Origin of the sequence: Streptomyces sp. CA-210063 (assembly GCF_024612015.1) — a bacterium.
Taxonomy (GTDB): domain Bacteria; phylum Actinomycetota; class Actinomycetes; order Streptomycetales; family Streptomycetaceae; genus Streptomyces.
The window spans coordinates 6,932,100-6,957,525 of the sequence record NZ_CP102512.1 but is presented as its reverse complement, the minus strand read 5'-3'; the positions used below and the strand labels follow the sequence as shown (position 1 = coordinate 6,957,525).

The 25,426-nt window shown below is 71.0% G+C and carries 22 protein-coding genes; 18 read left to right on the top strand and 4 right to left on the bottom strand.

Annotated features, from left to right (window positions below; all coding sequences use genetic code 11):
- The first annotated feature begins 54 nt into the window (after window positions 1-54).
- From JIX56_RS30440 to rbsD, 5 genes are all read left to right on the top strand, one after another.
- Window positions 55-1,107, top strand: a complete 1,053-nt coding sequence (locus tag JIX56_RS30440) for a LacI family DNA-binding transcriptional regulator (RefSeq protein WP_257545211.1) — start codon at window positions 55-57, stop codon at window positions 1,105-1,107.
- The gene (locus tag JIX56_RS30435; RefSeq protein ID WP_257545210.1) at window positions 1,104-2,639 is read left to right on the top strand and encodes a sugar ABC transporter ATP-binding protein; all 1,536 of its coding nucleotides are present in this window, start codon (window positions 1,104-1,106) and stop codon (window positions 2,637-2,639) included. The genes JIX56_RS30440 and JIX56_RS30435 overlap by 4 nt, the downstream gene beginning before the upstream one ends.
- A complete protein-coding gene (locus JIX56_RS30430; protein ID WP_257545209.1) occupies window positions 2,629-4,581 on the top strand; it encodes an ABC transporter permease/substrate-binding protein in 1,953 nt (650 codons plus the stop codon). Before JIX56_RS30435 ends, JIX56_RS30430 begins: the two co-directional genes overlap by 11 nt.
- A gap of 64 nt (window positions 4,582-4,645) precedes the next feature.
- Window positions 4,646-5,545, top strand: coding sequence for a ribokinase (locus JIX56_RS30425; protein ID WP_257545208.1), 900 nt, complete (start codon window positions 4,646-4,648; stop codon window positions 5,543-5,545).
- Entirely contained in the window at window positions 5,542-5,931 is a 390-nt protein-coding gene (gene rbsD, locus JIX56_RS30420) for a D-ribose pyranase (RefSeq protein ID WP_257545207.1), read from the top strand. Before JIX56_RS30425 ends, rbsD begins: the two co-directional genes overlap by 4 nt.
- Window positions 5,932-6,127: 196 nt before the next feature.
- Here the strand turns inward: rbsD and JIX56_RS30415 are convergent, their stop codons facing one another.
- The gene (locus tag JIX56_RS30415; RefSeq protein ID WP_257545206.1) at window positions 6,128-6,712 is read right to left on the bottom strand and encodes a TetR/AcrR family transcriptional regulator; all 585 of its coding nucleotides are present in this window, start codon (window positions 6,710-6,712) and stop codon (window positions 6,128-6,130) included.
- 108 nt (window positions 6,713-6,820) lie between these two features.
- Here JIX56_RS30415 and JIX56_RS30410 point away from each other — a divergent pair, with 108 nt between their 5' ends.
- The 13 genes from JIX56_RS30410 to JIX56_RS30350 all read left to right on the top strand — a co-directional run bounded on the left by JIX56_RS30410 (window position 6,821) and on the right by JIX56_RS30350 (window position 24,036).
- Window positions 6,821-7,852, top strand: coding sequence for a medium chain dehydrogenase/reductase family protein (locus JIX56_RS30410; RefSeq protein WP_257545205.1), 1,032 nt, complete (start codon window positions 6,821-6,823; stop codon window positions 7,850-7,852).
- A 167-nt stretch (window positions 7,853-8,019) separates the two neighbouring features.
- Window positions 8,020-8,643 carry an SRPBCC family protein gene (locus JIX56_RS30405; protein ID WP_257545204.1) on the top strand — a complete coding sequence of 208 codons (624 nt, stop codon included), beginning with the start codon at window positions 8,020-8,022 and terminating at the stop codon, window positions 8,641-8,643.
- Window positions 8,644-8,774: 131 nt separating this feature from the next.
- Window positions 8,775-9,107, top strand: a complete 333-nt coding sequence (locus tag JIX56_RS30400; RefSeq protein WP_037703280.1) for a hypothetical protein — start codon at window positions 8,775-8,777, stop codon at window positions 9,105-9,107.
- Window positions 9,108-9,139: 32 nt separating this feature from the next.
- The gene (locus JIX56_RS30395) at window positions 9,140-9,451 is read left to right on the top strand and encodes a pore-forming ESAT-6 family protein (protein ID WP_257545203.1); all 312 of its coding nucleotides are present in this window, start codon (window positions 9,140-9,142) and stop codon (window positions 9,449-9,451) included.
- Window positions 9,452-9,490: 39 nt separating this feature from the next.
- On the top strand, window positions 9,491-9,784 hold the full coding sequence (locus JIX56_RS30390) for a hypothetical protein (RefSeq protein WP_257545202.1): 294 nt from the start codon (window positions 9,491-9,493) through the stop codon (window positions 9,782-9,784).
- 16 nt (window positions 9,785-9,800) lie between these two features.
- A complete protein-coding gene (eccD, locus tag JIX56_RS30385; protein ID WP_257545201.1) occupies window positions 9,801-11,189 on the top strand; it encodes a type VII secretion integral membrane protein EccD in 1,389 nt (462 codons plus the stop codon).
- A gap of 664 nt (window positions 11,190-11,853) precedes the next feature.
- Window positions 11,854-12,777 (top strand): type VII secretion protein, encoded by a 924-nt coding sequence (locus JIX56_RS30380; RefSeq protein WP_257545200.1) that lies wholly within the window; start codon window positions 11,854-11,856, stop codon window positions 12,775-12,777.
- Window positions 12,778-12,814: 37 nt separating this feature from the next.
- Entirely contained in the window at window positions 12,815-16,807 is a 3,993-nt protein-coding gene (gene eccCa / locus JIX56_RS30375) for a type VII secretion protein EccCa (protein ID WP_257545199.1), read from the top strand.
- Window positions 16,804-18,195 carry a DUF6177 family protein gene (locus tag JIX56_RS30370; protein WP_257545198.1) on the top strand — a complete coding sequence of 464 codons (1,392 nt, stop codon included), beginning with the start codon at window positions 16,804-16,806 and terminating at the stop codon, window positions 18,193-18,195. The genes eccCa and JIX56_RS30370 overlap by 4 nt, the downstream gene beginning before the upstream one ends.
- Before the next feature lie 267 nt (window positions 18,196-18,462).
- On the top strand, window positions 18,463-19,683 hold the full coding sequence (locus JIX56_RS30365) for a PQQ-binding-like beta-propeller repeat protein (RefSeq protein ID WP_257551219.1): 1,221 nt from the start codon (window positions 18,463-18,465) through the stop codon (window positions 19,681-19,683).
- Between the two features lie 254 nt (window positions 19,684-19,937).
- On the top strand, window positions 19,938-21,101 hold the full coding sequence (locus JIX56_RS30360) for an ABC transporter substrate-binding protein (protein WP_257545197.1): 1,164 nt from the start codon (window positions 19,938-19,940) through the stop codon (window positions 21,099-21,101).
- Between the two features lie 42 nt (window positions 21,102-21,143).
- Window positions 21,144-22,916 (top strand): ABC transporter permease, encoded by a 1,773-nt coding sequence (locus tag JIX56_RS30355; protein WP_257545196.1) that lies wholly within the window; start codon window positions 21,144-21,146, stop codon window positions 22,914-22,916.
- On the top strand, window positions 22,909-24,036 hold the full coding sequence (locus JIX56_RS30350; protein ID WP_257545195.1) for an ABC transporter ATP-binding protein: 1,128 nt from the start codon (window positions 22,909-22,911) through the stop codon (window positions 24,034-24,036). The genes JIX56_RS30355 and JIX56_RS30350 overlap by 8 nt, the downstream gene beginning before the upstream one ends.
- 67 nt (window positions 24,037-24,103) lie before the next feature.
- Here the strand turns inward: JIX56_RS30350 and JIX56_RS30345 are convergent, their stop codons facing one another.
- Genes JIX56_RS30345 through JIX56_RS30335 form a run of 3 tightly spaced genes read right to left on the bottom strand, consistent with a single transcriptional unit; the run spans window position 24,104 to window position 25,294 of the window.
- A complete protein-coding gene (locus JIX56_RS30345) occupies window positions 24,104-24,496 on the bottom strand; it encodes a hypothetical protein (RefSeq protein WP_257545194.1) in 393 nt (130 codons plus the stop codon).
- Window positions 24,493-24,774: an Arc family DNA-binding protein gene (locus tag JIX56_RS30340; RefSeq protein WP_257545193.1), complete on the bottom strand. Its 282-nt coding sequence runs from the start codon at window positions 24,772-24,774 to the stop codon at window positions 24,493-24,495. The genes JIX56_RS30345 and JIX56_RS30340 overlap by 4 nt, the downstream gene beginning before the upstream one ends.
- Before the next feature lie 34 nt (window positions 24,775-24,808).
- Window positions 24,809-25,294, bottom strand: coding sequence for an ATP-binding protein (locus JIX56_RS30335; protein ID WP_257545192.1), 486 nt, complete (start codon window positions 25,292-25,294; stop codon window positions 24,809-24,811).
- Window positions 25,295-25,426 lie beyond the last annotated feature (132 nt).

The following is a 25,426-nucleotide window of genomic DNA, read 5'->3' as shown; positions in this document are numbered from 1 at the left end:
TCCAATCCTCCCTACACATCGATGTAATCGATTCCACGAGGAGGTGGAGCGGTGATGGCGAGCATCAAGGACGTCGCTGCCGAGGCGGGTGTGTCCGTCGCCACGGTGTCGCGGGTCCTGAACGACCATCCGTCGGTCAGTGCCGACGCACGCGCGCGTGTGCTGGCCGCCGTCGGCACGCTGGGCTACCGCCCGAACGCCGTCGCCCGCTCCCTGCGCACCGACCAGACCCGCACCCTCGGCCTGGTCATCAGTGACGTGATGAACCCGTACTTCACGGAACTGGCCCGCTCCGTGGAGGAGGAGGCCCGCGCGCTCGGCTACAGCGTGATCATCGGCAACGCCGACGAGCGGCCGGATCTGCAGGACCACCACGTACGGACCCTGCTGGACCGGCGGATCGACGGGCTCCTGGTCTCCCCCACCGACGGCGGCTCCCCGCTGATGCTGGACGCCGCGCGGGCGGGGACGCCGATGGTGTTCGTGGACCGGTGGATCCCGGGGATGGAGGTGCCGGTCGTCCGGGCGGACGGGCGGGGAGCCGTACGGGATCTGGTGGCGCATCTGCACGGGCTCGGGCACCGGCGGCTGGCGATCATCGCGGGGCCTGCGGCGACCACCACCGGTCAGGAGCGTGTGGCGGCCTTCAGGGAGGCGCTGCGCGCGTACGGTCTCGAACTTCCCGACGCCTACATAGGGCAGGGCGACTTCCAGGCCGAGAGCGGGCGCCGGGTCACCGAGGGCTTCCTCGATCTGCCGGAACCGCCCGAGGTCGTGTTCGCGGCGGACAACCTGATGGCGCTCGGCGCGCTGGACGCCGTACGCGCGCGGGGGATGCGTGTTCCGGACGATCTCGCGCTGGCCGCCTTCGACGACATCCCGTGGTTCGTGCACACCGATCCGCCGATCACCGCGATCGCCCAGCCCACGGGTGAGCTGGGGCGCGCCGCCGTACGCGCACTGGTCGACCGTATCGAGGGGCGGCCCCCGCAGTCCGTCACCCTCCCCGCCCGTCTCGTCGTACGCCGCTCATGCGGCGAGCCCGCTCCCCCAGAGCGACCGGCTTCCCCAGAGCCGTCCCCCGTAACGAACAGGAGCCAGACGTGAGCAACCCGGACGAGTTGCTGCGCATCGAAGGCATACGGAAATCCTTCCCCGGTGTGGTCGCGCTGGACGGCGTCGACTTCGATCTGTGCCGGGGCGAGGTGCACGTACTGCTCGGTGAGAACGGCGCCGGCAAGAGCACCCTCATCAAGATGCTCTCCGGTGCGTACACGCCCGACGCCGGGCGGATCCTGGCCGGTGGCGAGGAGGTGCGCATCCATGGCGCGCAGGACTCCGAGCGCCTCGGGATCGCGACCATCTACCAGGAGTTCAACCTCGTACCCGATCTGACGGTCGCCGAGAACATCTTCCTGGGGCGGCAGCCGCGCCGCTTCGGGCTGATCGACCGCAAGCGGATGGAGGCCGAGGCCGCCGAGCTGCTGGAGCGGGTGTGCGTGAACGTGTCCCCACGCGCGCGCGTGCGTGAACTCGGTATCGCTCGGCTCCAGATGGTCGAGATCGCGAAGGCGCTGAGTCTCGACGCCCGCGTGTTGATCATGGATGAGCCGACGGCCGTGTTGACGACCGAGGAGGTCGAGAAGCTCTTCTCGATCGTGCGTCGGCTGCGCGAGGACGGGGTGGGGATCATCTTCATCACCCATCATCTGGAGGAGATCGCCGCGCTCGGTGACCGGGTCACCGTCATTCGCGACGGGAAGAGCGTCGGGCAGGTGCCCGCCTCCACGTCCCAGGACGAGCTCGTACGGCTGATGGTCGGGCGGTCGATCGAGCAGCAGTATCCGCGGCAGCAGGGCGACTCCGGCGCCGGGGAGGCGTTGCTCGTCGTCGAGGGGCTCACCCGGGACGGCGTCTTCCATGACGTGAGCTTCGAGGTGCGGGCCGGTGAGGTCGTCGGCATCGCCGGGCTGGTCGGGGCCGGTCGTACGGAGGTCGTGCGGGCCGTGTTCGGCGCCGACCCGTACGACAAGGGGGCCGTGAGGGTCGCCGGGGCCCCGGTTCCCAAGGACGACGTCAACGCGGCGATGACGGCCGGGATCGGGCTCGTCCCCGAGGACCGCAAGGGCCAGGGGCTGGTGCTGGACGCGTCCGTCGAGGAGAACCTGGGTCTGGTGACCCTGCGGGGCGCCACCAGGGGCGGGTTCGTCGACCTCAAGGGGCAGCGGGAGAGCGCGGCGCGGGTAGCGGGGCAGCTCGGGGTCCGGATGGCCGGGCTGCACCAGCACGTACGCACGCTCTCCGGTGGCAACCAGCAGAAGGTCGTCATCGGCAAGTGGCTGCTGGCGGACACCAAGGTGCTGATCCTCGACGAGCCGACGCGCGGGATCGACGTCGGCGCGAAGGTCGAGATCTACGAGCTGATCAACGAGCTGACGGCCGCCGGTGCCGCCGTGCTGATGATCTCCAGTGACCTGCCCGAGGTGCTCGGCATGAGCGACCGGGTGCTGGTCATGGCCCAGGGGCGGATCGCGGGCGAACTGCCCGCCGCCGAGGCCACCCAGGACGCCGTGATGGCGCTCGCCGTCTCCCACCCCACCACCCTCACCGCTGAGAAGGAGGCCCCCCGTGGCCGCTGACACGCTCAAGAGCACGACGGGCGCGAGTGGCGCCTCGGGGCTTCGCCGGCTCCTGCTCGACAACGGCGCGCTGAGCGCCCTCATCGTCCTCGTCGTCGTGATGTCGGTGCTGTCCGGCGACTTCCTGACGGCCGACAACCTGCTCAACATCGGCGTCCAGGCCGCCGTCACCGCGATCCTCGCCTTCGGCGTGACCTTCGTGATCGTCTCGGCGGGCATCGACCTGTCAGTGGGCTCGGTGGCGGCCCTCTCGGCCACCGTCCTCGCCTGGAGCGCCACTTCGGAGGGCGTACCGGTCTGGATAGCCGTGATCCTGGCGATCGCCACCGGCATCGCGTGCGGTCTCGTCAACGGCTTCCTCATCTCGTACGGGAAGCTGCCGCCGTTCATCGCGACGCTCGCCATGCTGTCGGTGGGGCGCGGTCTGTCGCTGGTGATCTCGCAGGGCAGCCCGATCGCGTTCCCGGAGTCGGTGTCGCACCTCGGGGACAACCTCGGCGGCTGGCTGCCGGTGCCGGTCCTGGTGATGGTGGTCCTGGGGCTCGTCACGGCCGTGATCCTCGGGCGTACGTACATCGGGCGGGCCATGTACGCGATCGGTGGCAACGAGGAGGCGGCCCGCCTTTCCGGCCTGCGGGTGAAGCGGCAGAAGCTCGCGATCTACGCCCTGTCCGGTCTGTTCGCCGCCGCCGCGGGCATCGTGCTCGCCTCCCGGCTCTCCTCCGCGCAGCCGCAGGCCGCGCAGGGCTATGAGCTGGACGCGATCGCCGCGGTCGTCATCGGCGGTGCCTCGCTGGCCGGCGGTACGGGCAAGGCGTCGGGGACGCTGATCGGCGCGCTGATCCTGGCGGTGCTTCGGAACGGGCTGAATCTGCTGTCCGTTTCCGCCTTCTGGCAGCAGGTCGTCATCGGTGTGGTGATCGCGCTGGCGGTACTGGTGGACACGGTCCGCCGGAAGGCCGGGGCGACCGCGTTGCCGGCCGGTGCCGGGGGCTCCGGGGAGCGGCGCAAGCAGGCGGTGACGTATGTGCTGGCCGCGGTGGTCGCGGTGGCCGTCGTGGGGGCGACGTCTTTCCTGCACAGCGGGTCGTCGGTGGCGAAGAGCGAGAAGATCGGGCTCTCGCTGTCGACCCTCAACAATCCCTTCTTCGTGCAGATCCGTGCCGGTGCGCAGGACGAGGCGAAGAAGCTGGGCGTGGACCTGTCCGTCACCGACGCGCAGAACGACGCCTCGCAGCAGGCCAACCAGTTGCAGAACTTCACCAGTGAGGGCCTCGGCACGATCATCGTCAACCCGGTGGACTCCGACGCGGTGACCCCGGCGGCGAAGGCCGTGAACAAGGCGGACATCCCGCTGGTGGCCGTCGACCGCGCGGTCAACGGCGCGAACACGGCCGCGCTCGTCGCCTCCGACAACGTCAGCGGCGGCAAGCTGGCCGCGAAGGCGCTCGCCGAGAAGCTGGGCGGCAAGGGCGAGATCGTCGTCCTCCAGGGCCAGGCGGGCACCTCCGCCAGCCGTGAGCGCGGCGCCGGCTTCACCGAGGGTCTGAAGGCCTACCCGGGCATCAAGGTCCTCGCCAAGCAGCCCGCCGACTGGGACCGCACCAAGGGCCTCGACGTGATGACGAACCTCCTCCAGGCCAACCCCGACATCGACGGCGTCTTCGCCGAGAACGACGAGATGGCCCTCGGCGCGATCAAGGCCCTCGGCGCCAAGGCCGGCAAGTCCGTCCAGGTCATCGGCTTCGACGGCACCGCCGACGGCTTCAAGGCCGTCAAGGAAGGCACGCTGTACGCGTCGGTCGCGCAGCAGCCCGCCGAACTCGGCAGGATCGCCGTGCGCAACGCGGTCAAGGCCGCCGAGGGCGAGAAGGTCGAGAAGTCGGTGATGGTGCCGGTGAAGGTGGTCACGTCGGAGAACGTGGCCGAGTTCGGCGGCTGACGACCGACGGCTGACGACCGACGGCTGAGAGCAGCTCCAACCCACCTGCACAGGGAGATGGTTCATGTACGACTACGACCTCCTGGTCGTGGGGTCGGCCAACGCCGACCTGGTGATCGGTGTCGAGCGCCGGCCGGGGGCGGGCGAGACCGTGCTCGGCTCGGATCTGGCCGTGCATCCGGGCGGCAAGGGTGCCAATCAGGCGGTGGCGGCGGCCCGGCTCGGGGCGCGTACGGCGTTGCTGGCGCGGGTCGGTGACGACGGGCACGGCCGGCTGCTCCTCGACTCGCAGCGCGCGGCCGGGGTCGACACGGCGGGGGTGCTGGTCGGCGGTGCGCCCACCGGGGTGGCGCTGATCACGGTGGACCCGTCGGGCGACAACAGCATCGTGGTGTCGCCCGGCGCCAACGGGAGGCTGACCCCCGAGGACGTACGGGCGGCCGACGCGCTGTTGCGGGCCTCTCGGGTGGTCTCGGCGCAGTTGGAGATCCCGTTGGAGACGGTGGTGGAGGTCGTCCGGCGGCTGCCGGACGGCACGCGTTTCGTGCTGAACCCGTCGCCGCCCCGGGAGTTGCCCGCGGAGGTGCTGGCCGCCTGTGATCCGCTGATCGTCAACGAGCACGAGGCGCAGGTCATCGTCGGGGGTGAGCTGGCGGGTTCGCCGGAGGACTGGGCGCGGGCGCTGCTGGCGCTCGGGCCGCGTTCGGTGGTCGTCACGCTGGGCGCGGAGGGGGCGCTGGTCGCCGACACCGAGGGCAGTGCGCGGGTGGCGGCGGTGAAGGTGGACGCCGTGGACACCACGGGGGCCGGGGACGCGTTCACCGCGGCGCTGGCGTGGAAGCTGGGCGCGGGCGCGGAGCCTGCCGAGGCCGCCGCGTACGCGGCCCGGGTCGGGGCCGCCGCCGTCACCAGGGCCGGGGCACAGGTGTCGTTCCCCACCGCCGAGGAGGTCGCCGCGCTGTGAAGCGGGCCGGGATACTCAACCGCCATCTCGCCGGTGCCATCGCCGAGTTGGGGCACGGGCACGGGGTGCTGGTGTGCGACGCCGGGATGCCCGTACCGGAGGGGCCACGGGTGGTCGACCTCGCGTTCCGGGCCGGGGTGCCGTCCTTCGCGGAGGTGCTGGACGGGCTGCTCGACGAGCTCGTGGTCGAGGGCGCGACCGCCGCGCGCGAGGTCCACGGGGCGAACCCGGAGGCCGGGGCGCTGCTGGAGGACCGCTTCCCCGAGCTGGTGCTGGTCTCCCACGAGAGGCTGAAGGAGCTGTCGGCGGGGGCGCGGCTGGTCGTACGGACCGGGGAGGCGCGGCCGTACGCGAATGTGCTGTTGCGGTGCGGGGTGTTCTTCTGAGCGGCTGAGCAAGTGCTGAACATGTTTCGAGGGGCCCGGTCCAGTGGACCGGGCCCCTCGGCTTTCCCCTCCGTATCAGAACCCCCGCGATCCCCCCGGATCCCCCTCCGAGAAGTCCTGATGCCAAGTACGACCCACCGGGTGCGGAGAGGGTTGCACGGTCTCCTGAGAATTTTTTTCGTAGGCCAACGCCCCTTCAGGGAGTGAGGAGGGCGTCGACTTCGGCCGCGTAGAACTGCGCGGGGTCGAACCCCATTCCGTCGAAGTGGCCCGCGAGTTCGAGGGACAGGACGCCGTGCAGGCGGGTCCAGAAGGTCAGGGCCCGGTGGAGGGGCGTGGGTCCGTCCGCGGGCAGTGTGGCGCAGGCCTCGAGCAGGTCCGCCATGATCTCGGACGCGATCGTGGTGATCTCGCGGGGCGCGTGGTAGCCGGGCACGGGGGTGCCGTAGACGAGGAAGTACCGGTGGGGGTCGGCCAGGGCCCACTCGCGCAGGGCCGTCGCCAGCGCGGCCACGTCGGCACCGGCCTCGGAGGTGGCGCGGAAGGTGTCGGCGAGGCTTCGGTACGCGTCCCGGATCAGCTCGGTGATCAGTTCGTCCCGGCCGGCGAAGTACCGGTAGAGCGCGGGGCCGCTCATGCCCATCTGTTTGGCGATCGCGTTGAGCGAGAGCGCGGAGGCGCCCGCTGTGGCGATCTGCTCCCACGCGTGTTTCTTGACCTCCGCGCGGACCTGGGCGCGGTAGCGCTCGCGGGGGGTCTTCGCGTCCTCGGCTTCCGTCATGGTTAGAGGCTATCACTGTTGTTATTGACAGTCGCAGGCGTGAGCGGTTACAACTTCTAACGACAGCGAAAGCCGCTAACCATGCCGCTGACCACCATGGAGGTCGTCATGAACACCGAAGGACTCGTCGAGGTCGTACTGCCGGGCAAGGTCGAGCCGGAGGGGTTGCGGATACGGCACGGAGACGTTCCCGTGCCCGGGAGGGGCCAGGTCGTGATCCGGATGGAAGCCACCGGGATCTCCTTCGCCGAGCAGCAGATGCGCCGCGGCCGGTACTACGACCAGCCGGCGTTCCCCTTCGTGCCCGGCTACGACCTGGTCGGCACGGTGCTGGCGACCGGCGAGGGCGTCGATCCGGGCCTGGCCGGCAGCCGGGTGGCCGCGCTGCTCAAGGTCGGCGGCTGGGCCAGCCATGTGCTCGTCGAGGCGGCGGACGTGGTGCCGGTGCCCGACGGGATCGGCGCCGCGGAGGCGGAGACCCTGGTGGTCAACGGCGTCACCGCCTGGCGGATGCTGCATCACACGGCACGGGTCCGCGCCGGGCAGACCGTCGTGGTGCTCGGCGCCAACGGCGGTGTCGGCTCGATCCTGGTCCAGCTGGCTCTGGCCGCGGGCGCGAAGGTGATCGGCACGGCCTCCGCGCGCCACCACACCGCCCTGCGCGAACAGGGCGTCGCCCCCGTCGACTACCGCGCCGAGGATGTCGCCGCGCGGATCCGCGAGCTCGCCCCCGGCGGGGTGGACGCGGTCTTCGACCACGTCGGCGGCCAGGGCATCGTCGACTCCTGGCGCCTCCTCGCGCCCGGCGGCACGCTCGTCTCCTACGGCAGTGCCTCCACCCGGGACGACGAGGGGTCCGGGCAGTGGCCCGTGCTCAAGCTGCTCGGCCGGGTGTGGCTGTGGAACGCGCTGCCCAACGGCCGCCGCGCCTACTTCTTCAACCTCTGGGCCGGGCGCTCGCTGGCCAAGAAGCGGTTCCGGGCCCGGCTGCGCGCCGACCTCACCCAGGTCTTCGCGGCCCTCCAGCGGGGTGACGTCACCGCCCGGATCGCCGCCCAACTGCCGCTCAGCCGGATCGCCGAGGCCATGCGGCTGGCCGAGTCCGGGACGGTCGCCGGGAAGGTCGTGCTCAAGCCGTAGCACGGCTCGGCGTCATCCGTAGGACCTTCGGTCGCCCGTAAGACCTCCGGTCGCCCGCAGGGTCTCACATCGCCCGTAAGGCCTCCGGTCGTCCATAGGGCTTCTCACCGTTCGAACCGACCACGTGCGACAACCACCGCCACCGCCAACCCCCCGAAGGGAACACCATGTTCAGCATGCGCACCGCCGCGCTCACCGTCTCTCTCGCCGTCGCGGGCCTCCTGGGGACCGCCCTCCCGCACGCCCAGGCCGCCCCGGCCGCCCAGCACAGCGACGCGTCCGTATGCCGCGGGGCGGGCGTCGACCCCGCCGCCCGTATCCGCTACCAGGCCGACATCGTCATCGACGCGCCCCTGAGCACCATCTGGAAGCTGCAGACCGACGTGGAGGACTGGCCGTCCTGGCAGGCCCCCGTGCTCACCAACGAGCGCCTCGATCACGGCCCGTTCCGGAAGGGTTCACTGTTCCGGTGGACGACGCCGGCGCCCGCCACGCCCACGACCCCCGCCACCATGCTGGAGATCACCTCCACCGTCCGGCAGCTCCAGCGCGGTGCCTGCGTCCTGTGGAGCGGGCCCGCGATCGGCGAAGGGCTGCGCATCGACGAGGGAGTTCACCTGTGGCGCTTCGAGAAGGTCGAGGGTGGTGTCCGCGTGCACACCGAGGAGACCTGGACCGGCGCGCAGGTCGAGGCGGACGTCCCCACCGCGACCGCGGCACTCGGCTGGGGCCTCGAAGGGTGGCTGCGCGACCTGAAGGCCGCCGCAGAGACCCGCGACGGTCGGCGGTGACCGCGCCACAGGGCTGTTCGAATTATGTCCCGATGGTGTCACTTCGCGGGCAAGTGCGTTGCGGGTGCAACGCGGTGTGGGAGAGCATGTTCGGGACGTAGGTGACCCAGACACACGGGGGTGGACACGACGTGAAGTTCGACATGGGGTCGACGACCCTGGCGGAGCTCGGGAAGAGCACGGTCGGTTCGAGTGACGACCTGGGAACGCTCATCCAGCTGCTGATCAGCGCGGCGGAACCGCTGGAGGGCAAGTTCAACGGCGCGGGCAAGCTGGCGTTCGATTCGTTCAAGAACCGCGCGGACGAGATCACCGCCGATCTGAACGGCTCGCTCGCCGCGATCCTGGGCGGTCAGTCCGGCATGGACAACGCGTTCGGCACCGGTGACGTGGAATCCCAGGACAACGCCAACCAGAACATGGGCCTGGCCAACTTCGACGCGGCCCGTTTCGGCGCCCGATAAGCCACCGAGAGCATTAGCAGGGGGACATCCACATGGCTCAGAACCAGGACCGCCGTTCGTACGACACCGGGGCCTCGGGCGAGGTGCAGACCGCGCTCGGCACGATCGTGGGGCAGTTGGAGCGGGTGCTCGGCGACCGCGACGCCGCCGTCAAGGCCGCGATGACCGACTTCCAGGCCGACGGTGTCTCGGACGACTACCACGGCAAGGAAGAGCGCTGGAAGAAGGCCGCGGGCGAGGTCCGCGAGATCATCCGTCTGGTGCGCACGACGCTGGAACAGAACGACGGCACCGCCCAGTCCACGCTGGCCAAGGCCCGCGCGGCGGTCGACCAGATCGGCTGACGCGGAGTCGGTGACAGAGGTGGCGGGGGTCCCGTAGCGGTGGCAGCGCAGGATTACGACAGCCAGTTGCTGGAGTCGGTGTCGGTGCGGCGTCGACGGCTGCGGGACGCCCTGCTGTTCGGGGCCGGGCGGCAGCGGCGCTCGGTGGACGAACGGATCGGAAAGGTGTTCGCCGGAATCGTCATCGCGGCGGTGCTGTGCGCGGGTTGTGTGGGGTGGTCCTTCGTGTCGAACCGCATCATCGGCAAGAGCCCGTACGGAGGTTCCGTGCAGCCCTCGGTCACACCCTCGCCGACCGTTTCCACAGCTCCTACCAGCACTTCTACCCGGTGATAGGTTCGAAATCGTGATGTCTACGGGGACGTTGGGGCAGACCACGGACGGCGGGCGTACGGCGCTCAGCCGGGTCACGCTGGTGGGTGAGCGGCGGCGCGTGGATCTCGTGCTGCCCTCGCGGGAACCGGTCGGGCTGCTGCTGCCGGAGATCATGCGGCTGCTCGACGACCAGGTCGGCGGACGGCCCGAGTTGCGGCATCTCGTCACCGCGGACGGTTCCGCGCTGGCGCACGACAGCACGCTGGAGTCGGCCGGGGTCCCGGACGGCGCCGTGCTGCGGCTCGTCCGGGCCGAGGACGCGCCGTCGGCGCCCGTCGTGCACGACGTCACGGACGAGGCGGCCGAGGACCTCGACGCCCGCGGCTGGCGCTGGCGTCCGGCCACGCGCCGGATCACGGCCGGGATCGCCACGGTCGGCTGGGCCTTGGCCGCCGGGACGTTCGCGCGGGGCGCGTACGAGCCCGGGGCCGTCGCGGGCGCGCTGCTCGCCGTGGCCGTCGTGGCCGCGCTCGCGGGTGCGCTGCTGGGGCGGATCAAGAAGGCGGGGCCGGCGACGACGTTGATCGCGACGGCCGGTGCGCTGGGCCTGCTCGGGGCCTCGACGCTGGCGGAAGCTCAGAACTGGTCCGCGACCCCGCAGGTCGCGGCCATGGCCGGGGCCGGGGTCTGCACCCTCGCCCTGCTCGGTCTGTTCACCCCGCTCGGGCGGGGTGGGCTGGTCGGGGCCGGGGCGCTGGCCGGGGCGGCCGTGTGCTGGCTGGGGGTCGCCGCGTTCGTGTCGGGCGCGGTGTCGTCGTCGGTGACGGACCAGGCCGAGGTGGGGGCCGTCCTCGCGGTGGTCTCCGTGATCGTGCTCGGGCTGCTGCCGCGGCTCGCGCTGATGGCGTCGGGGCTCTCCGGCCTCGACGACCGGCGTTCCGGGGGTGCCTCGGTGAGCCGGTACCAGGTGTCGGCGGCCCTCACCGCCACGCACCGGGGCTTGGTCCTCGCGACGGTCACCATGGCCGTCTCGGCGACCGTGGCCGGGGTGTTGGCGCTGCGCGCGCCCACCAAGTGGACCGTTCTGCTGGCCGTCCTCACCATGGTCGTCCTCGCGCTGCGCGCCCGGGCGTTCCCGCTGGTCGCCGAGGTCGTGGTGCTGCTCGGCGCGGCGGCCGTGCTCGCCGTGCGGCTGGTCTCAGTCTGGCTGGACCACTCCGGCGACGCGGCCGGCCCGCTCGCCGTCCTCGTCGTCCTCGCCGTACTGCCGCTGCTGGTGCTCGCCGTGCAGCCCGCCGAACACGTACGGGTACGGCTCCGGCGCTTCGGCGACACACTGGAGTCCATCGGCGTCATCACCCTGTTCCCGCTGCTCATCGGCGTGTTCGGCGTGTACGGACGACTGCTCGACACCTTCGCGTAGGAGCTGGGGACCGCACATGGCGCAGGCAGGGGCAGGGGACTGGCAGCGGGATGTGCTGCGCGAGCTGGGGCGGGACGGGGCGGGGGCGCGCGGCGATTCCGGGGTGGGTGGCGGCGACGGTGCTGGTGGAGCGGCCGATCCGGCATCCGGTTCGGCAGGGGCCTCCGGGGCTCCGGGCGGACGCGTGGAACCGACACTGAGGTTGGTGCGGTCGGTGCCGTCGGAGCGTGCGGAGTCGTCGGGACCGGCGGGGCCTGTGGAGGAGGCCGGGGGTGACCGGCCCGTGCGGCCGACGCCCGCTCAGCCGACATCTGTTCAGCCGCTGCCGGTTCAGCCGGCATCTGTTCAGCCGCTGCCGGTTCAGCCGGCGCCGCATCAGCCGGTGACCGTCGTGCAGCAGCCGGTGCGGCCCGCCATGCCGCCTGCCATGCCCCCACTGGTGCACCCCGTCGTACCACCGCCGGTCATGCCCACCCCGGTCGTACCCACCGCAGACCCCCGCGTAGGGCACCCCCAGGCCGCAGCGCAGCCACCGGGCGCGCCCGGTGATCCGGCGCCCGGGCAGCCCGGCGGCGATCCCCGCCCGGCACCCGAGACTTCTCCGGCACCCGGGACCTCCCCGGCCGCCCCCGCCCCCCGCGGCTCGCGCTCGCCGCAGTCCCCCATGCGTACCCCCGACTCCGTCCCCACCATCGACCCCCGGCTCGCGCATGCGCTCGGGCGGCCGCAGCACGGTGACTCGGTGGCTCGGCGTACGGGGCGTTCGATCCGGAAGCTCACGGCGTCCGCCTCGCAGGACGTGGCGGAGGAGACGCGGATCGCGCGGGAGTTGCAGCAGCCGGTGACGACGGGGCGGGTGATCGCCGTGACGTCGATCCGGGGCGGGGTCGGGAAGTCGACGATGGCCGCGCTGCTGGGGCGGACGTTCAACCACTACCGGCACGACCCCGTGCTCACGATGGAGGCGGACGCGGCGCTCGGCACGCTGCCGGTGCGGATGGGGGCCGACTCGGTGCGCTGGGCGGCGGGCGATCTCGCGCGGATCCTGAACCCGGCGATGCAACTCACCGATGTCACCGGCTACCTGGTGCCGGTGTCGGACGGCGGCTGGCTGCTGCCCGGGAGCCAGGGCCGGGTCGGCGCCCCGCTGGACATCCGTACGTACCGCACGGTGACCCTCGCGCTGCGGCGCTACTTCGCGGTGACCGTGGTGGACTGCGAGACGCTGCCGGGTGAGGTGGCCCGTACGGCGATGGACACCGCCCACGCGCGCGTGGTCGTCGCGCCGATGACCGCCGAGGGCGTCAACGGCACCCGCCAGGTCCTGGACTGGCTCGGCCAGTTGCCGCACTCCGCGCTCGCCTCGACGGTCGTCGCGCTGACCGCCAACTCCCCCGACGTCACGCTGGACCGCAAGACGGCCGTCGCCCACCTCAAGGAGTCCGGCGTCCATGTCGTCCCCGTCCCCTACGACCGCCACCTCGCCCAGGGCGGCCCCATCCGCACCGCCCTGCTGGGCCAGGAGACCCGTGACGCGGCGATCAAGCTGGCGGCGGAGGCGATGACGCGGGCGGTGAGGATGCGATGAACACCCGTCGAGTTCGAAGCCGAGAAGGGGTCCGTCCGTGACCCAGCAGCTGATCCACCGGCCCGCGCGGAGCACACGTCCGCTCGGGGCCGCCGGGGCCCGGACGATCGAGCCGCCGCCGAACCTCCCGGAGGGCAAGGCGGGGACGGCGGCGACGGCGTTGCTGCCGATGGCGGGGGTCATGGGCTCGGTCGTGATGATGACCGTGATCCGGAACAGCCAGTTCGCCGCGCTCGGCGCGATCGTGCTGGTCTTCGCGCTGCTCGGCGCGGTCGCCCTCTTCCTCTCCCAGCGCGGCAAGGCCCAGCGCACCCGGCGTACGCAGCGCGAGCGGTATCTGGAGTATCTGGAGGAGCTGCGCGAGGAGTTCGGGACCGACGAGCGGGCGCGGCGGCAGCTGGCGCGGGTGCTCGATCCGCCCCCGGAGGCGCTGTACGACCTCGCGCGTGACCCCGCCCGGCTCTGGGAGCGGCGGCGGCGGGACCCGGACTTCCTGCGAGTGCGGGTCGGCACCGGTGACGTGCCCGTGGCGCACCTGGCCATCGGGCAGAACCAGGGCGGGGTGCTGACGCCGCCGGACCCGTTCATGCTGAACGAGGCGCGGGCGCTGCTGGCCCGCTACTCCGTCGCCAACGACTGCCCGATCACCGTGCCGTTGGACCGCGCGGGCAACGTCAGCGTGGTCGGCGACCGGGAGGGCGTACTGCGCGTGGCCCGGGCGCTCCTCGTCCAGGTCGCCGTCTCGCACGCGCCGGACGACGTGGCCGTGGCGCTCGGTGTGCCCGGTGAGCGGCTGGCGGACTGGGAGTGGGCGAAGTGGCTGCCGCATGTGCTGGACGGGCAGGAGCACGACGGCCCGGTGGCGGCCCGCCGTATCGCGCCGAGCCTGCCGCAGCTGGCCCGGCACTTCAGGCACGAGCTGGGCCGGCGTGCCTCGTACGCGGCGGAGGTGCGCCGGGGGCTCGCCGACCGCAAGGCACTTGCGCTGGCGTCCCGCATGCTCGTCGTGAGCGACGAGTACGGGGAGACGGCCGCCGAACTGCCCCGTCCGGACACGGCGGTCGGTCTGTCGGACATGGGTGTCACCGTGCTGCATCTGCTGGCGGAGCAGGTGCACGAGCCCGACCAGGTGTCGGTGCGGATCACCGTGCGGGGCGACCAGGTCGTCGTAGAGGATCTTCGCGATCCGCAGGCGGTCATGACCGCGCAGGGCACCTCCGACGAGGTGACCGCCGCCGGCGCCGAGGGCCTCGCCCGGTTGCTCGCGCCGCTGCGGCTGTCCGCCGAGTCGGCCGCCGAGGGCACCCCGGTCACCGGACCCGTCGACTTCCCGGGCCTCCTCGGCATCGACGACCCGGCCGTGCTGGACCTGGCCCGGCTCTGGGCGCCGCGCGGTGAGCGGGAATTCCTGCGGGTGCCCATCGGCTTGACGGACCGTCATGAACCCGTGCTGCTCGACCTGAAGGAGTCCTCCGAGCTGGGTATGGGCCCGCACGGGCTGTGTGTGGGCGCGACCGGTTCCGGCAAGAGCGAGCTGCTGCGCACGCTCGTGCTGGCGCTCGCCGCCACCCACTCCCCCGAGGATCTGGCGCTCGTCCTGGTCGACTACAAGGGCGGCGCGACCTTCGCGCCCTTCACCGAACTCCCGCACGTGGCCGGTGTGATCACCAACCTGGAGAACCAGGCCGGGCTCGTCGAGCGCGTGCACTCCAGCCTCGCGGGCGAGGTCAAGCGCCGTCAGCAGGTGCTGAAGGACGCGGGGAACGTGGCCGACATCGGGCACTACGCCGCCCTGCGCGCGACCCGGCGCCCGGACCTCGAACCGCTCCCGCACCTCTTCGTCGTCATCGACGAGTTCGGCGAACTCCTCACCGCCAAGCCGGACTTCATCGACCTGTTCCTGTCCATCGGCCGCATCGGCCGCTCCATCGGCGTCCATCTCCTGCTCTCCAGCCAGCGCATCGAGGGCGGCAAGCTCAAGGGCCTGGACACCTACCTGTCGTACCGGCTGGGGCTTCGTACCTTCTCCGCCGACGAGTCGCGGACCGTCCTCGACACCACCGACGCCTTCCACCTTCCGCCGCTGCCGGGCTTCGGTTATCTGAAGGTGGACACGTCGACGTACGAGCGGTTCAAGGCGGGCTACGTGTCGGGCGCGTACCGGGGTCCGGCGCTGGTCGCGCAGGAGGATGACACGCCGCTGGCCTGGCCGTATCCGACGTACAACACGCTCGACAGCGGGCCCGCGAAGGCGGTCGCCGAAGAGCCCAAGGCGACCAAGCGGGAGACCGGGCCGACCGTGATGTCGGTGATGGTCGACCAACTCGCTTCCGCGGCAGGGCGGGTGCGCCGGATCTGGCTGCCGCCGCTGCCGGACGCGATCACCCTCGACGCGGCGGCCGGGCCGGTGCAGGTGGACGAGCGGGGGCTTCAACTGGTCGGTGGGCAGGGCCCGTTGCGGGTGCCGCTCGGTGTGCTCGACGATCCGGCGAAGCAGTGGCAGGGCCACTGGGTGCTCGATCTGACGGTCGCGGGCGGTCACGCGGCGGTGATCGGCGGCCCGCAGTCCGGCAAGACGACACTGCTGCGGACGCTCGCGCTGTCCCTCGCGACGACCCACACACCCGCCGAAGTGGCCATCTACGGGTTGGACTTGGTCGGTGGCGGACTCTCGGCCCTCTCCGGACTGCCGCACGTCGGCGGGATCGCGGGGCGGGCCGACCGGGAGCGGGCCGCGCGGACGGTCGCCGAGGTGCGGACGATGCTGATCGAGCGGGAGGAGCTGTTCCGCGAGCACGGGATCGACTCCGTCGACCAGCTGCGGCATCTGCGGGGGCAGGGCAGGCTGCGCGAGCTGGGCTCGACGGACATCGTCCTCCTCATCGATGGATTCGGGGCGCTGCGCGACGAGTTCGCCGAGCTGGACGACACGGTCGTGGATCTGCTCAAGCGCGGCGGCGGCTACGGCATCCATGTCGTCGGCTCCATGCTGCGCTGGAACGATGTGCGGATCGCGACGCAGTCGATGTTCGGGACGCGGGTGGAGCTGCGGCTCAACGACCCGAGCGATTCGAGCGTGGACCGCAAGCTCTCCGAGACGCTCTCGCCCGACACACCGGGGCGCGTCCTGACCGACGGCAAGCTGTTCGCACAAGCTGCTCTCCCCCGCCTCGACGGACGGCCGTCGACAGGTGATCTCGGTCCCGCCCTGGAGGACGCGGCCCGTACGATCCGCTCCACCTGGCACGGTGAACTGGCCGCGCCCGTACGGGTGTTGCCGACGCGCATGCCGTCCGCCGAGCTGCCGTCGCTGATCGCCGAGCCGAACCGGGTCCCGATCGGCGTGGACCAGGACGCCCTTGCTCCCGTCCTCCTGGACCTCTTCGGCTCGGACCAGCACCTCCTGATCCTGGGCGACAACGAGTGCGGCAAGACGAACCTGCTGAAGCTGGTCGCGGCACAGCTCGTCGAGCGGTACTCGGACGAGGAGCTGGTCTTCGGTGTCTTCGACCCCCGGCGCGGACTGCGGGGCGTGATCCCGGAGCCGTACCGGGGCGGGTACGCGCACAACGCGAAGCTCGCGGCGGGGCTGTCGACGGGTATCGCGAGCGAGCTGGAGAAGCGGATGCCGGAGACGGCCGACCCGGACGCGATGACCGACGAGCCCGCGTTCAAGGGCCCGCGGATCGTGATCCTGGTCGACGACTACGACATCCTCACCACCGCGGGCCAGCAGCCGCTGTCGCCGTTCCTCCCCTACGTCTCGTCCGCGCAGGACATCGGGCTGCACTTCGTGATCACGCGCCGGGTGGCGGGCGCCTCCCGGGCGATGTACGAGCCGCTGCTCCAGACCCTCCGCGAGACCGGCACGGCCGCGCTGCTCATGACCGGTGAGCGGAGCGAGGGCCAGCTCTTCCCCGGCCTGTACGCCTCGGCGCAGCCGACGGGGCGGGGCACGCTGGTCCGCCGGGGCCGGACCCACCAGCTGATCCAGACGGCACTCGACAGCGAGGAGGGCCACCGCCCGTGACCAAGGACGTCATCGCCCTCACCCCGAAGATGCCCAACGTCTGGGCCCTCATGGCGAGTCTGTACGCCGGCGGCTCCGACCTGGACCTGTCGGCGGCGGCCGACGGAGCGGTCGTACAGCTGCACGGTCCCGGTGGGCGCCCGCTGGTGTCCGTGGAGTCGCCGGTCCTGGTGCAGGTGCCGGGTGAGGCGGAGCGGCTGCTCGGGCAGAGCGTGGAGGCGCCGTTCTGGTGGACGGAGGCACGGGCGTCCACGGCAGTACCGGAGGCGGAGAAGCTGGCGGGGGTGGTGTGCGGGCGGCTCAACGCGCTGCTGGGCGGCTCCACCTGGCCTCCCGAGGCGGCGAGCACGAAGGTCGTCGATGTGTCCGCCGTACCGTCGGCGGGGTCGGGGCAGCCCGCCGTGGACGTGGTGACGGACCACGCCGCCGTCGTCCTCATCGACCGGCCGGTGGTCGCCCTGACCAGCTGGCTCGCGGAGATCATGCGCACGACCGTGGCGTCCCGGCGGTCCCTCCAGATCGTCACGCCGCCCGGCGTACGCCTGACCACCGCGGCCCGTACGACCCTCGCGCGCGTCCCCAACCGCTGGGTCGTGCAGGACCCGGAGTGCGGCTACTACGACGGGCTGTCGGGGGCGGTGCTGCGCTGGCAGGACGGGGCGTTCTCGCCCGCGTTGGCGGAGGACGGGACGGCGACGGTGGCTGCGGCCTTCACGCGCCCGGCGGACGAGGCACCTGGCCGCCAGCTGATCGTCGCCCTCCGTACCGTGCACAAGGCGGACGACCGGCTGCTGCTGGGCGGCGCGCTGGAGGCCGCCTGGGAGGCGCTGACGGGGACCGCACCGGCGGGCTGGGGCACGGCCGAGCCGGTCAACCTGCCTTGGTCGCCACGGCAGTTGACCGACCTGGCCCGTGAGCGGGCGCCCGAGCCGTCGCACCTGGTCGTGGTCGGCACCCCGGACCGGCCGGCCATGGCGACGGTCCGGGTGACGCGGACGACGAAGGGCGTGGAGGAGGACGTGGTCCTGACGGTCGGGTACGCGGACGGCGAGGAGCTGCCGCTGGACCGCGTCCAGCCGTTGGCCGAGGCCCTGCTCTCGGGCCACTCCCTGAAGACGATGCTCGTCTCCGTCCGCCGGGCCCGCACCGACCTGACGGCCGCGCCCCGGCTCGAGGGCCCGCCGATCCCGTACGCCTTCACGCTCGGCCCGGAGGACGTGCACGCCATCGGCGTCGAGCACGCGCGCCGCCCGCCGGTGGAGGTACGCCCCGTGTCGCTGGGGGCGACGTCCCGCCCGGCGCTGTACTTCCCCCTCGGAGAAGCGGAGGACGCGGAGGCGTGGGGGCGGTTGCAGGAGCTGACGGCGCATCTGCGGGCGGTGCGGTGACGCAGCGCAGGACGTGACACGTCTACGTCGTCATCCTCGCGCCCCTCGGTGAGAGGTCTCTTTTCCCGCACGACCGCCGTGCGGGAGGGCCTTGACGGAGTGACAGGAGATTCACGGCTCTGTCCCGATTGCGTTCCGTCCGGCGTTCGGCCGAAAGTCGACGGCTAACCTGACGGCGCTCAAGATCTTCCAAGGGTCGCCGAACAGAACGCGGAAGTGGGAAAAGACGTGGACAGACGTGCCGTACACGCGGTGTCACGCAGGCAGATGTTCAGGCTGGCCGGGACAGGGCTGGGGCTGGCCGTCTTCGGGGCCGGGGTCGTGGCGTGCGGTCCCGGGGACGAGGCGGACGCGTCGGGTGACAGCTCGACACCCGGCGCGGACAAGAACGGTGACGGCTCGACACCGGGCGCGGACAAGAACGGTGACAGCTTCACCACCCCGCCGCCGGGCACCGCACCCGAGCCACTGTGGAAGGCGGAGGCCGCGAACAACGGTGTGTCCGGTACCGAGGCCCTGGCGGTGATCGGGAACCTGGTCCTCGTCGCGGGCGACCCGCTGGTGGGACGCGACATCGCGAGCGGCAAGGCGAAGTGGTCCAGAGCCGGCGTCACCACGCCCGGCGCCAAACTCATAGTCGGCGGCGGAACGCTCTACCTCGCCAGCGCCGAGTACGACGGTGACGTGGTGGGTCTGGATCCGGCCACGGGCAAGGAGACCTGGCGCAGTCGCCTGGGCAAGGAGTACGACCAGCCACGCCCGATCGCGGCCGACGACCGCCACGTCTACGTCCTCGCCGGCGTCCTGGAGAAGGACTTCTCGTCGCCCACCAATGTGATCGCCGCCATCGACACCACCTCCGGCAGGATCGCCTGGCGTGAGAAGCGTGACGCGGGGACCGAGGAGTACGGCATCACTGCCACGGTCACCGGTGAACGCCTCGTCTACACGGACTTCCGGAAGAACGTGACCGTCCGCGACACGGCGACCGGCCGACAGGTGTGGACCAAGAAGCTCAGCACGTCCAACTACCGTCATTTCGCCGTGCACAAGGATCTGGTGATCCTCGCGGAAGGCCGGCGGCTGCGAGCGCTCGACCTGGCCGGGGGCAAGGAACGCTGGTCGCTCGCCACGGACGAGTTCAGCATCTTCAAGGACCCCCATGTCGTGGACGGGGTTCTCTACGCGTCCGACACCGCACGCAGCATGTGGGCGGTGGACCCCGACACGGGCAAGCAGGTCTGGCGCAACGAGGATCTGCTGGAGTCGGCTCAGGCCTGGCAGTTCGCCAAGGTGGGCGACACCCTGTACGGCGCGACCACGTTCGACAAGGACGGCGGCGTGCACGCCTTCGACGTGAAGAGCGGGAAGCTGCGCTGGACCTACAACGACAACACCGGCGACAACAAGGAGTGGTACGTCATGGCGGCGGGCAACCGGCTGGCCGTGACGCACGGGAAGCGGATCTACGCGCTGCCCGCTGTGTGATCCGACCGCCCTGGGGAAGCCCTGGGAAGACGGAGGACACCGCGGCGTAGGGGGCGGTCGCAGCGACTCGCAGCGCACCTCGGATGCGATCATTCCCAGCCATCGCCCCCTGCTCGCAAGCGGTGACTCGCGTCACGTACACAACGACCAATACGAGCAGTACGAGCTCTGACGGGTGAGGGATTTACCGGCCTGACCTGGGTCTCTAACCTCCCGGCAACAGCTGCCACACGGCATGCGCCAGGAGGAGAACCATGGCCAGATCCAGCCACACAACGGCACCCGCGCTCCGGCGCCCCCTGACGGCCGCGTTCGCCGCGACCCTCGCGCTCGCCACGCTGGCCGCGTGCGGCGGCGGTGGTGACGACGCGCCGAAGGTGGCGGAGAACAAGATCTCGGCGGGCCAGGTGCCGGACTACTACCCGGCGGACTACGCGGACCTGATCGAGGCGGCGGAGAAGGAGGGCGGCAAGCTCACCGTCTACTCGAACCTCGGTGACGAGAACATGGCGCCGATCGTCCGGGACTTCAAGAAGAAGTACGACTTCATCAAGACCGTCTCCGTGAACGAGCTGGACAGCGACGAGCTGTTCCAGAAGACGCTCTCCGAGAACGCGGCCGGGTCGTCCCCGGCGGATGTGCTGATCTCCAGCGCGGCGACCGCGTGGGCCGACTTCTCGGCCCGGAAGAACACGGTCCTGGAGTACGAGTCGCCGGAGCTGGAGGAGCTGGGCGAGAGCGCGGAGCTGCTGCCGAGCGTGTACTCGATGTCGCAGGACCCCATGACGATCGCGTACAACACCTCGCTGATGGAGACCCCGCCGACCACCCTGACGGACTTCGCGAAGATCGTGACCGGGGACGAGGGCAAGTTCAAGAACAAGGTGACGGTCCGCGACCCGGAGGGCTCGTTCGGTTTCACGGTCACGCGGGCGCTCACCGAGGGCAACCCGGAGGCGTGGAAGGACCTGGAGAAGATCCTTCCGCTGACCCGCCCGGAGACCTCCTCCGGCACCCAGCTGGAGAAGATCGTCGCCGGTGAGTACACGGCCGGCTTCCTGATCAGCGCCTCCCCCGCCTACCCGGTCGTCGAGGACAGCGCGGGCCTGGTGAAGATCGTCTTCCCGAAGGACGGCACGGTCGTCCTGCCGCGCGGTCTCGGTATCGCCGCCGAGGCGCCGCACCCGGCGACCTCCAAGCTCTTCCTGGACTTCGCCCTCTCCGACGAGGGCCAGCGCGCGGTCGCCGAGGGCGGCCTCGCCTCGTACCGCGAGGGCGTGAAGGGCGAGGGCCTGCACACCTACCAGGAGGTCGTCGACGCGGTCGGCGAGGAGAACATCATCCACGTCAAGTACGAGGCGGTCGCGAAGGACGACGCCGCGGCCTGGCTGGAGCGCTTCGACGGACTCCGTAAGTAGTCCGCGTCAGGCACCCTCCCGGGACGATCGGAGTCAGAGCACATGTCAACCCTCACCCAGCCGCCCCGCACACCGGCCGGCGAGTCACCCACGGAAACGTTCGAGCCGCCGCGCTACCGCCGCCCCCTCGGCATCGGACGGGACACGGTCGTCCAGTACGCGGTCCTGGCGTTCCTCGCCGTCCTGGTGCTGGCCCCGATCGTCCCGACCCTCTACCAGAGCATCCGCAACCGCCCGCTCTACGAGGCGGGCGGGGCCTTCACCCTCAGCGGCTACAGCGACCTCTTCACCGAGGCCGGCTTCGGTGAAGTCGCCCTGAATACGCTGTTGTTCGCATCCCTGACCACCATCCTCAGCCTCGCCATCGCCATCCCGATGGCGATCGTGGTGGTCCGGACGAAGCTGCCGGGCGGCCGGCTCGTCGCGCTGGCGATGCAGTGGCCGTTCTTCATCTCGTCGCTGATCCTGGGCTTCGGCTGGATCATCATGTACGGCCCGGCCGGGTTCGTCAGCGTCAAGGTGCAGCAGATCTTCGGCGGGGTGCCGTGGAACCTGTACTCGATCCCCGGCATGGCGCTCACGGAGGCCGTGGCGCTGGCGCCGATCGCGTACGTCTTCTGCGCCAACGCGCTCCGGCAGTCGGACGCCTCGCTGGAGTCGGCCGCCCAGGTCTGCGGCGCGGGGCCGTTCAGAATTCTGGCTCAGGTGATCGTGCCGCTGCTGCGGCCGCCGATCGTCTACAGCGCCATCCTCGTGTTCTCCGTGTCGATCGAGACGCTGAGTGTGCCGCTGCTGTACGGCCAGCCGGTCAGCATCGACGTCTTCTCCACCTTCCTCTACCACAACGGACTTCAGTCGGTGGACCCCGACTACACGATGCTGGGCGCCGCCTCGACGGTCATCCTCGTCGTCACCCTGAGCCTGGTCGCCGTACAGGCGAAGCTCCTCAAGGACGCGGCCCGGTTCGTGTCCGTGCGCGGCAAGGTGACCCGGCCCCGCAAGCTCGACCTGGGCTGGCTGAAGTGGGTGAGCATCGCGTGCATCTGGTTGTACGTGATCGTCGGGGCCGTGGTGCCGATCGCGGGCCTGGTGATGCGGTCCTTCACGCTCGTCTTCACCCCGCTCCAGTCGCCGTTCAGGACGGTGACGACGAAGAACTACGAGCTCGTCTTCGACTCGGACAACTACGTGCAGTCGCTGTGGAACAGCCTCATCGTGGCCGGTGTCGGCTCGGTGGTCGTCAGCGCGCTCGCCGTGTTGGCGGTGATGGTGGCCCGGCGGTCCACGTTCCGCTGGGGCCGGGCGGTCGAGTACCTGGCCCTGATCCCGCAGTCCCTGCCCGGCATCATCATCGGTATCGGCTTCTTCTGGGCCTTCGCGCTCGCCCCGTTCGGGATGGGCTCGGTGCTCCAGGGCACGATCTACGCCGTCATCATCGCCTTCGGTATGCGGGCCCTGCCCAGCGCCTTCGGCTCGGTCGCCCCGGCGATCATGCAGATCGGCGGTGAGCTGGACAACGCGGCCCGGGTCTCCGGCGCCGACTGGCTGATGACCTTCTTCCGGGTCCTGCGGGCCCTGATCACGCCGGCGTTCGCCGGAGCGCTCGTCCTCACTTTCGTGATCATGCTCAAGGAGTACTCCCCGGCCGTCTTCCTCTCCTCGGCCGACAACAACATCCTCGGCACCACCATGCTCAGTCTCTGGACGCAGGGCAGGGCCGGATCCGTCGCCGCGCTGGCCACCCTCCAGATCGGCATCACCGCGGTCTTCGTCGCACTCGCGGGACTGCTCATGAAGGGAAAGCACCATGCCTGAGGTGACCGTCAAGAACCTCGCCAAGACGTTCGGCGACAACTCCGTCCTGCGTGATGTCACCTTCACCATCAGGGATGGTGAATTCTTCACGCTCCTTGGCGCGAGCGGCTGCGGCAAGTCGACGACGCTGAACTGCATAGCGGGCCTTGAGCAGCCGACGGAGGGCTCGATCGCGGTCGGCGGCAGGCCCTTCGTCGACGCCGGGGCGGGGATCTTCCTCCCGCCCGAGGAGCGCAACCTCGGCATGGTCTTCCAGTCGTACGCGCTCTGGCCGCACATGACCATCGCGAAGAACCTCGCGCTGCCGCTCAACATCCGCAAGGTGCCGAAGGACAAGCAGAAGACCCTGATCCACGACGCGCTGGACAAGGTCGGCCTCGCCGCGCTCAGCGGCCGCTACCCGCACCAGCTCTCGGGCGGCCAGCAGCAACGCGTCGCCCTGGCACGGGCGTTGGTCTACTCCCCGACGGTCCTGCTGCTGGACGAGCCCCTCTCCAACCTCGACGCCAAGCTCCGCGAGCAGGCCCGCGCCTGGCTGAAGCGGCTCCAGGAGGAGCTGGGCATCACCACCGTCTACGTCACCCACGACCAGGACGAGGCGCTGGCGCTCAGCGACCGGATCGCCGTGATGGAGGGCGGCAACATGATCCAGATCGGTACCCCGCACGAGATCTACGAGCGGCCCGCCGCGCCCGCCGTCGCCGCGTTCGTCGGCCGCTGCAACTTCCTCACCGGCAAGGTCGTCAGCCTGGACGGCACCCGGCACACCGTGCTCCTCGACGCCAGCGGGGATGTCGTACGGGTCGACAGCGACGCGCGCGTCCCGACCGGTGACTCCGTGACGGTGGCGGTCCGCCCGGAGCGCCTTGAGGTCGTGGCCTCGGCCGAGACCCCGGCGGGGGTGAACCGCCTCGACACCCAGGTCATCACCAGCTCCTACGTCGGCTCCCGCTACGAGTACGACGTCCGCCTCGGCGACCAGGTGGTGCAGGTGTTGAGCGGGAACGGGGGGCTGGCGGGGGACGTGGCGCTGGTCTTCGACCCGGGGCACGCGCTGCTGTACGCGGACAAGGTGGAACTGCCGGAGGACCAGCGGGACTTGCTGACGGTCACGTCGTGACGGGTCACCTCCCCGGGAGGGCCCGCAGCCCCGAGAGGGGCGGCCCGGCCCTCCCGGGGACACGCCGTCAGCGGTTCAGGTCCATGATGCCGACCCCGAGCCCTTCATAGGGGCCTGGCTCCACGGTGGCGACCAGCCCGCCCATCGGAAGCAGCTGGTTCGGCCTCGCGGCATGGACAGCGGCCGAGGTGCCCTGTGCGACACCCGCGCGCCCCAGCTCGGCGATGGTCACAGCCATCGCGTAGTCGTCGTCCAGGACATGAAGGACGTCCACCAGCACACCGACGTGGTCGACCATGCCCGCACGTCGGCGCTCGGCTTCCAGAAGACACAGGACAGGCACCCAGAGGCGCACATCATCGCTCGCCGCAGCGGCATGGACGAGGCCGGAAACCTGCTTGTCGCCTCCCAGCGCCAAGAGGGTCGGCGAGTCAAGGACGTAGTGCTCGGTCTGGCTCAACGGGACGACTCCGCTTCGGCGAGGGCCGCCCGGTGAGCGGCTGTGGCCTCCCGCATCTTGCGCCGCATCTCGGCGGACTCCTCGTCGGACACGTCGTGCCCGAAGCGCTCGGCGAGCAGGAGGCGGGTACGGTCGGCCCGCTCCCTGATCTGCTCGGGAGTCAGTGTCTGAGCGGCTATGTCCTGCATCAGGGCACGAAGACTGGTCCCCCGGGCCTCGGCCACGGCGGCAAGCTGGTCACGGACTTCGGCGGGCACGCGGATCATGACGTCGGACATGAGGCGAGTATACGCGACGTATACACCCAGCGCCCTAGCGCCCTGGTGCCGACAGACGCCTGACCAGGGACAGCCACCGCGGCAGGTCGATCTCGGCCAGGACGGTTTTGCCGGGCGGGTTCCGGTCCAGTACCTGCCAGCGGTCGGCGAGGGCGTCGACGAGGGTCAGGCCGCGCCCGCCCTCGTCGAGGGGGCGGGACGGTCGTACGGCACCGGGGCCGGGCGGGTGGCGTTCGGCGCGGGTGTCGGTGACCTCGATGCGGAGCGAGCCGGTGGGCAGGGAGAGCCGCAGTTCGAAGTCCCGCCCGGGTACGCGGCCGTGTGTCACCGCGTTCGCGGCGAGCTCGGCCACGACCGCCGCGGCTCTCTCGGAGGCGTCCGAGCCGTGCGGGATGCCCCAGCTGTGCAGCTGGGTGAGGGCGAGGTGTCTCGCCAGGCGGGCGCCCAGCGGGGTCGAACTGAAGCGCTGACTGAACGCGTGCACGGTGGCGGGGAGTTGAGCGGCGGGCAGTGCGGTCATGCCGCCAATGTGGCCTGCGCGCGGGCCGGTTCACCAGCTCCACGCCGCGTACGCTGCGCGAGCGTACGCGGTTACGCACTGGACGGTACTGGTGACGTGCTGTGACCATGGGCGTTGAACGGTGTGGTTCAG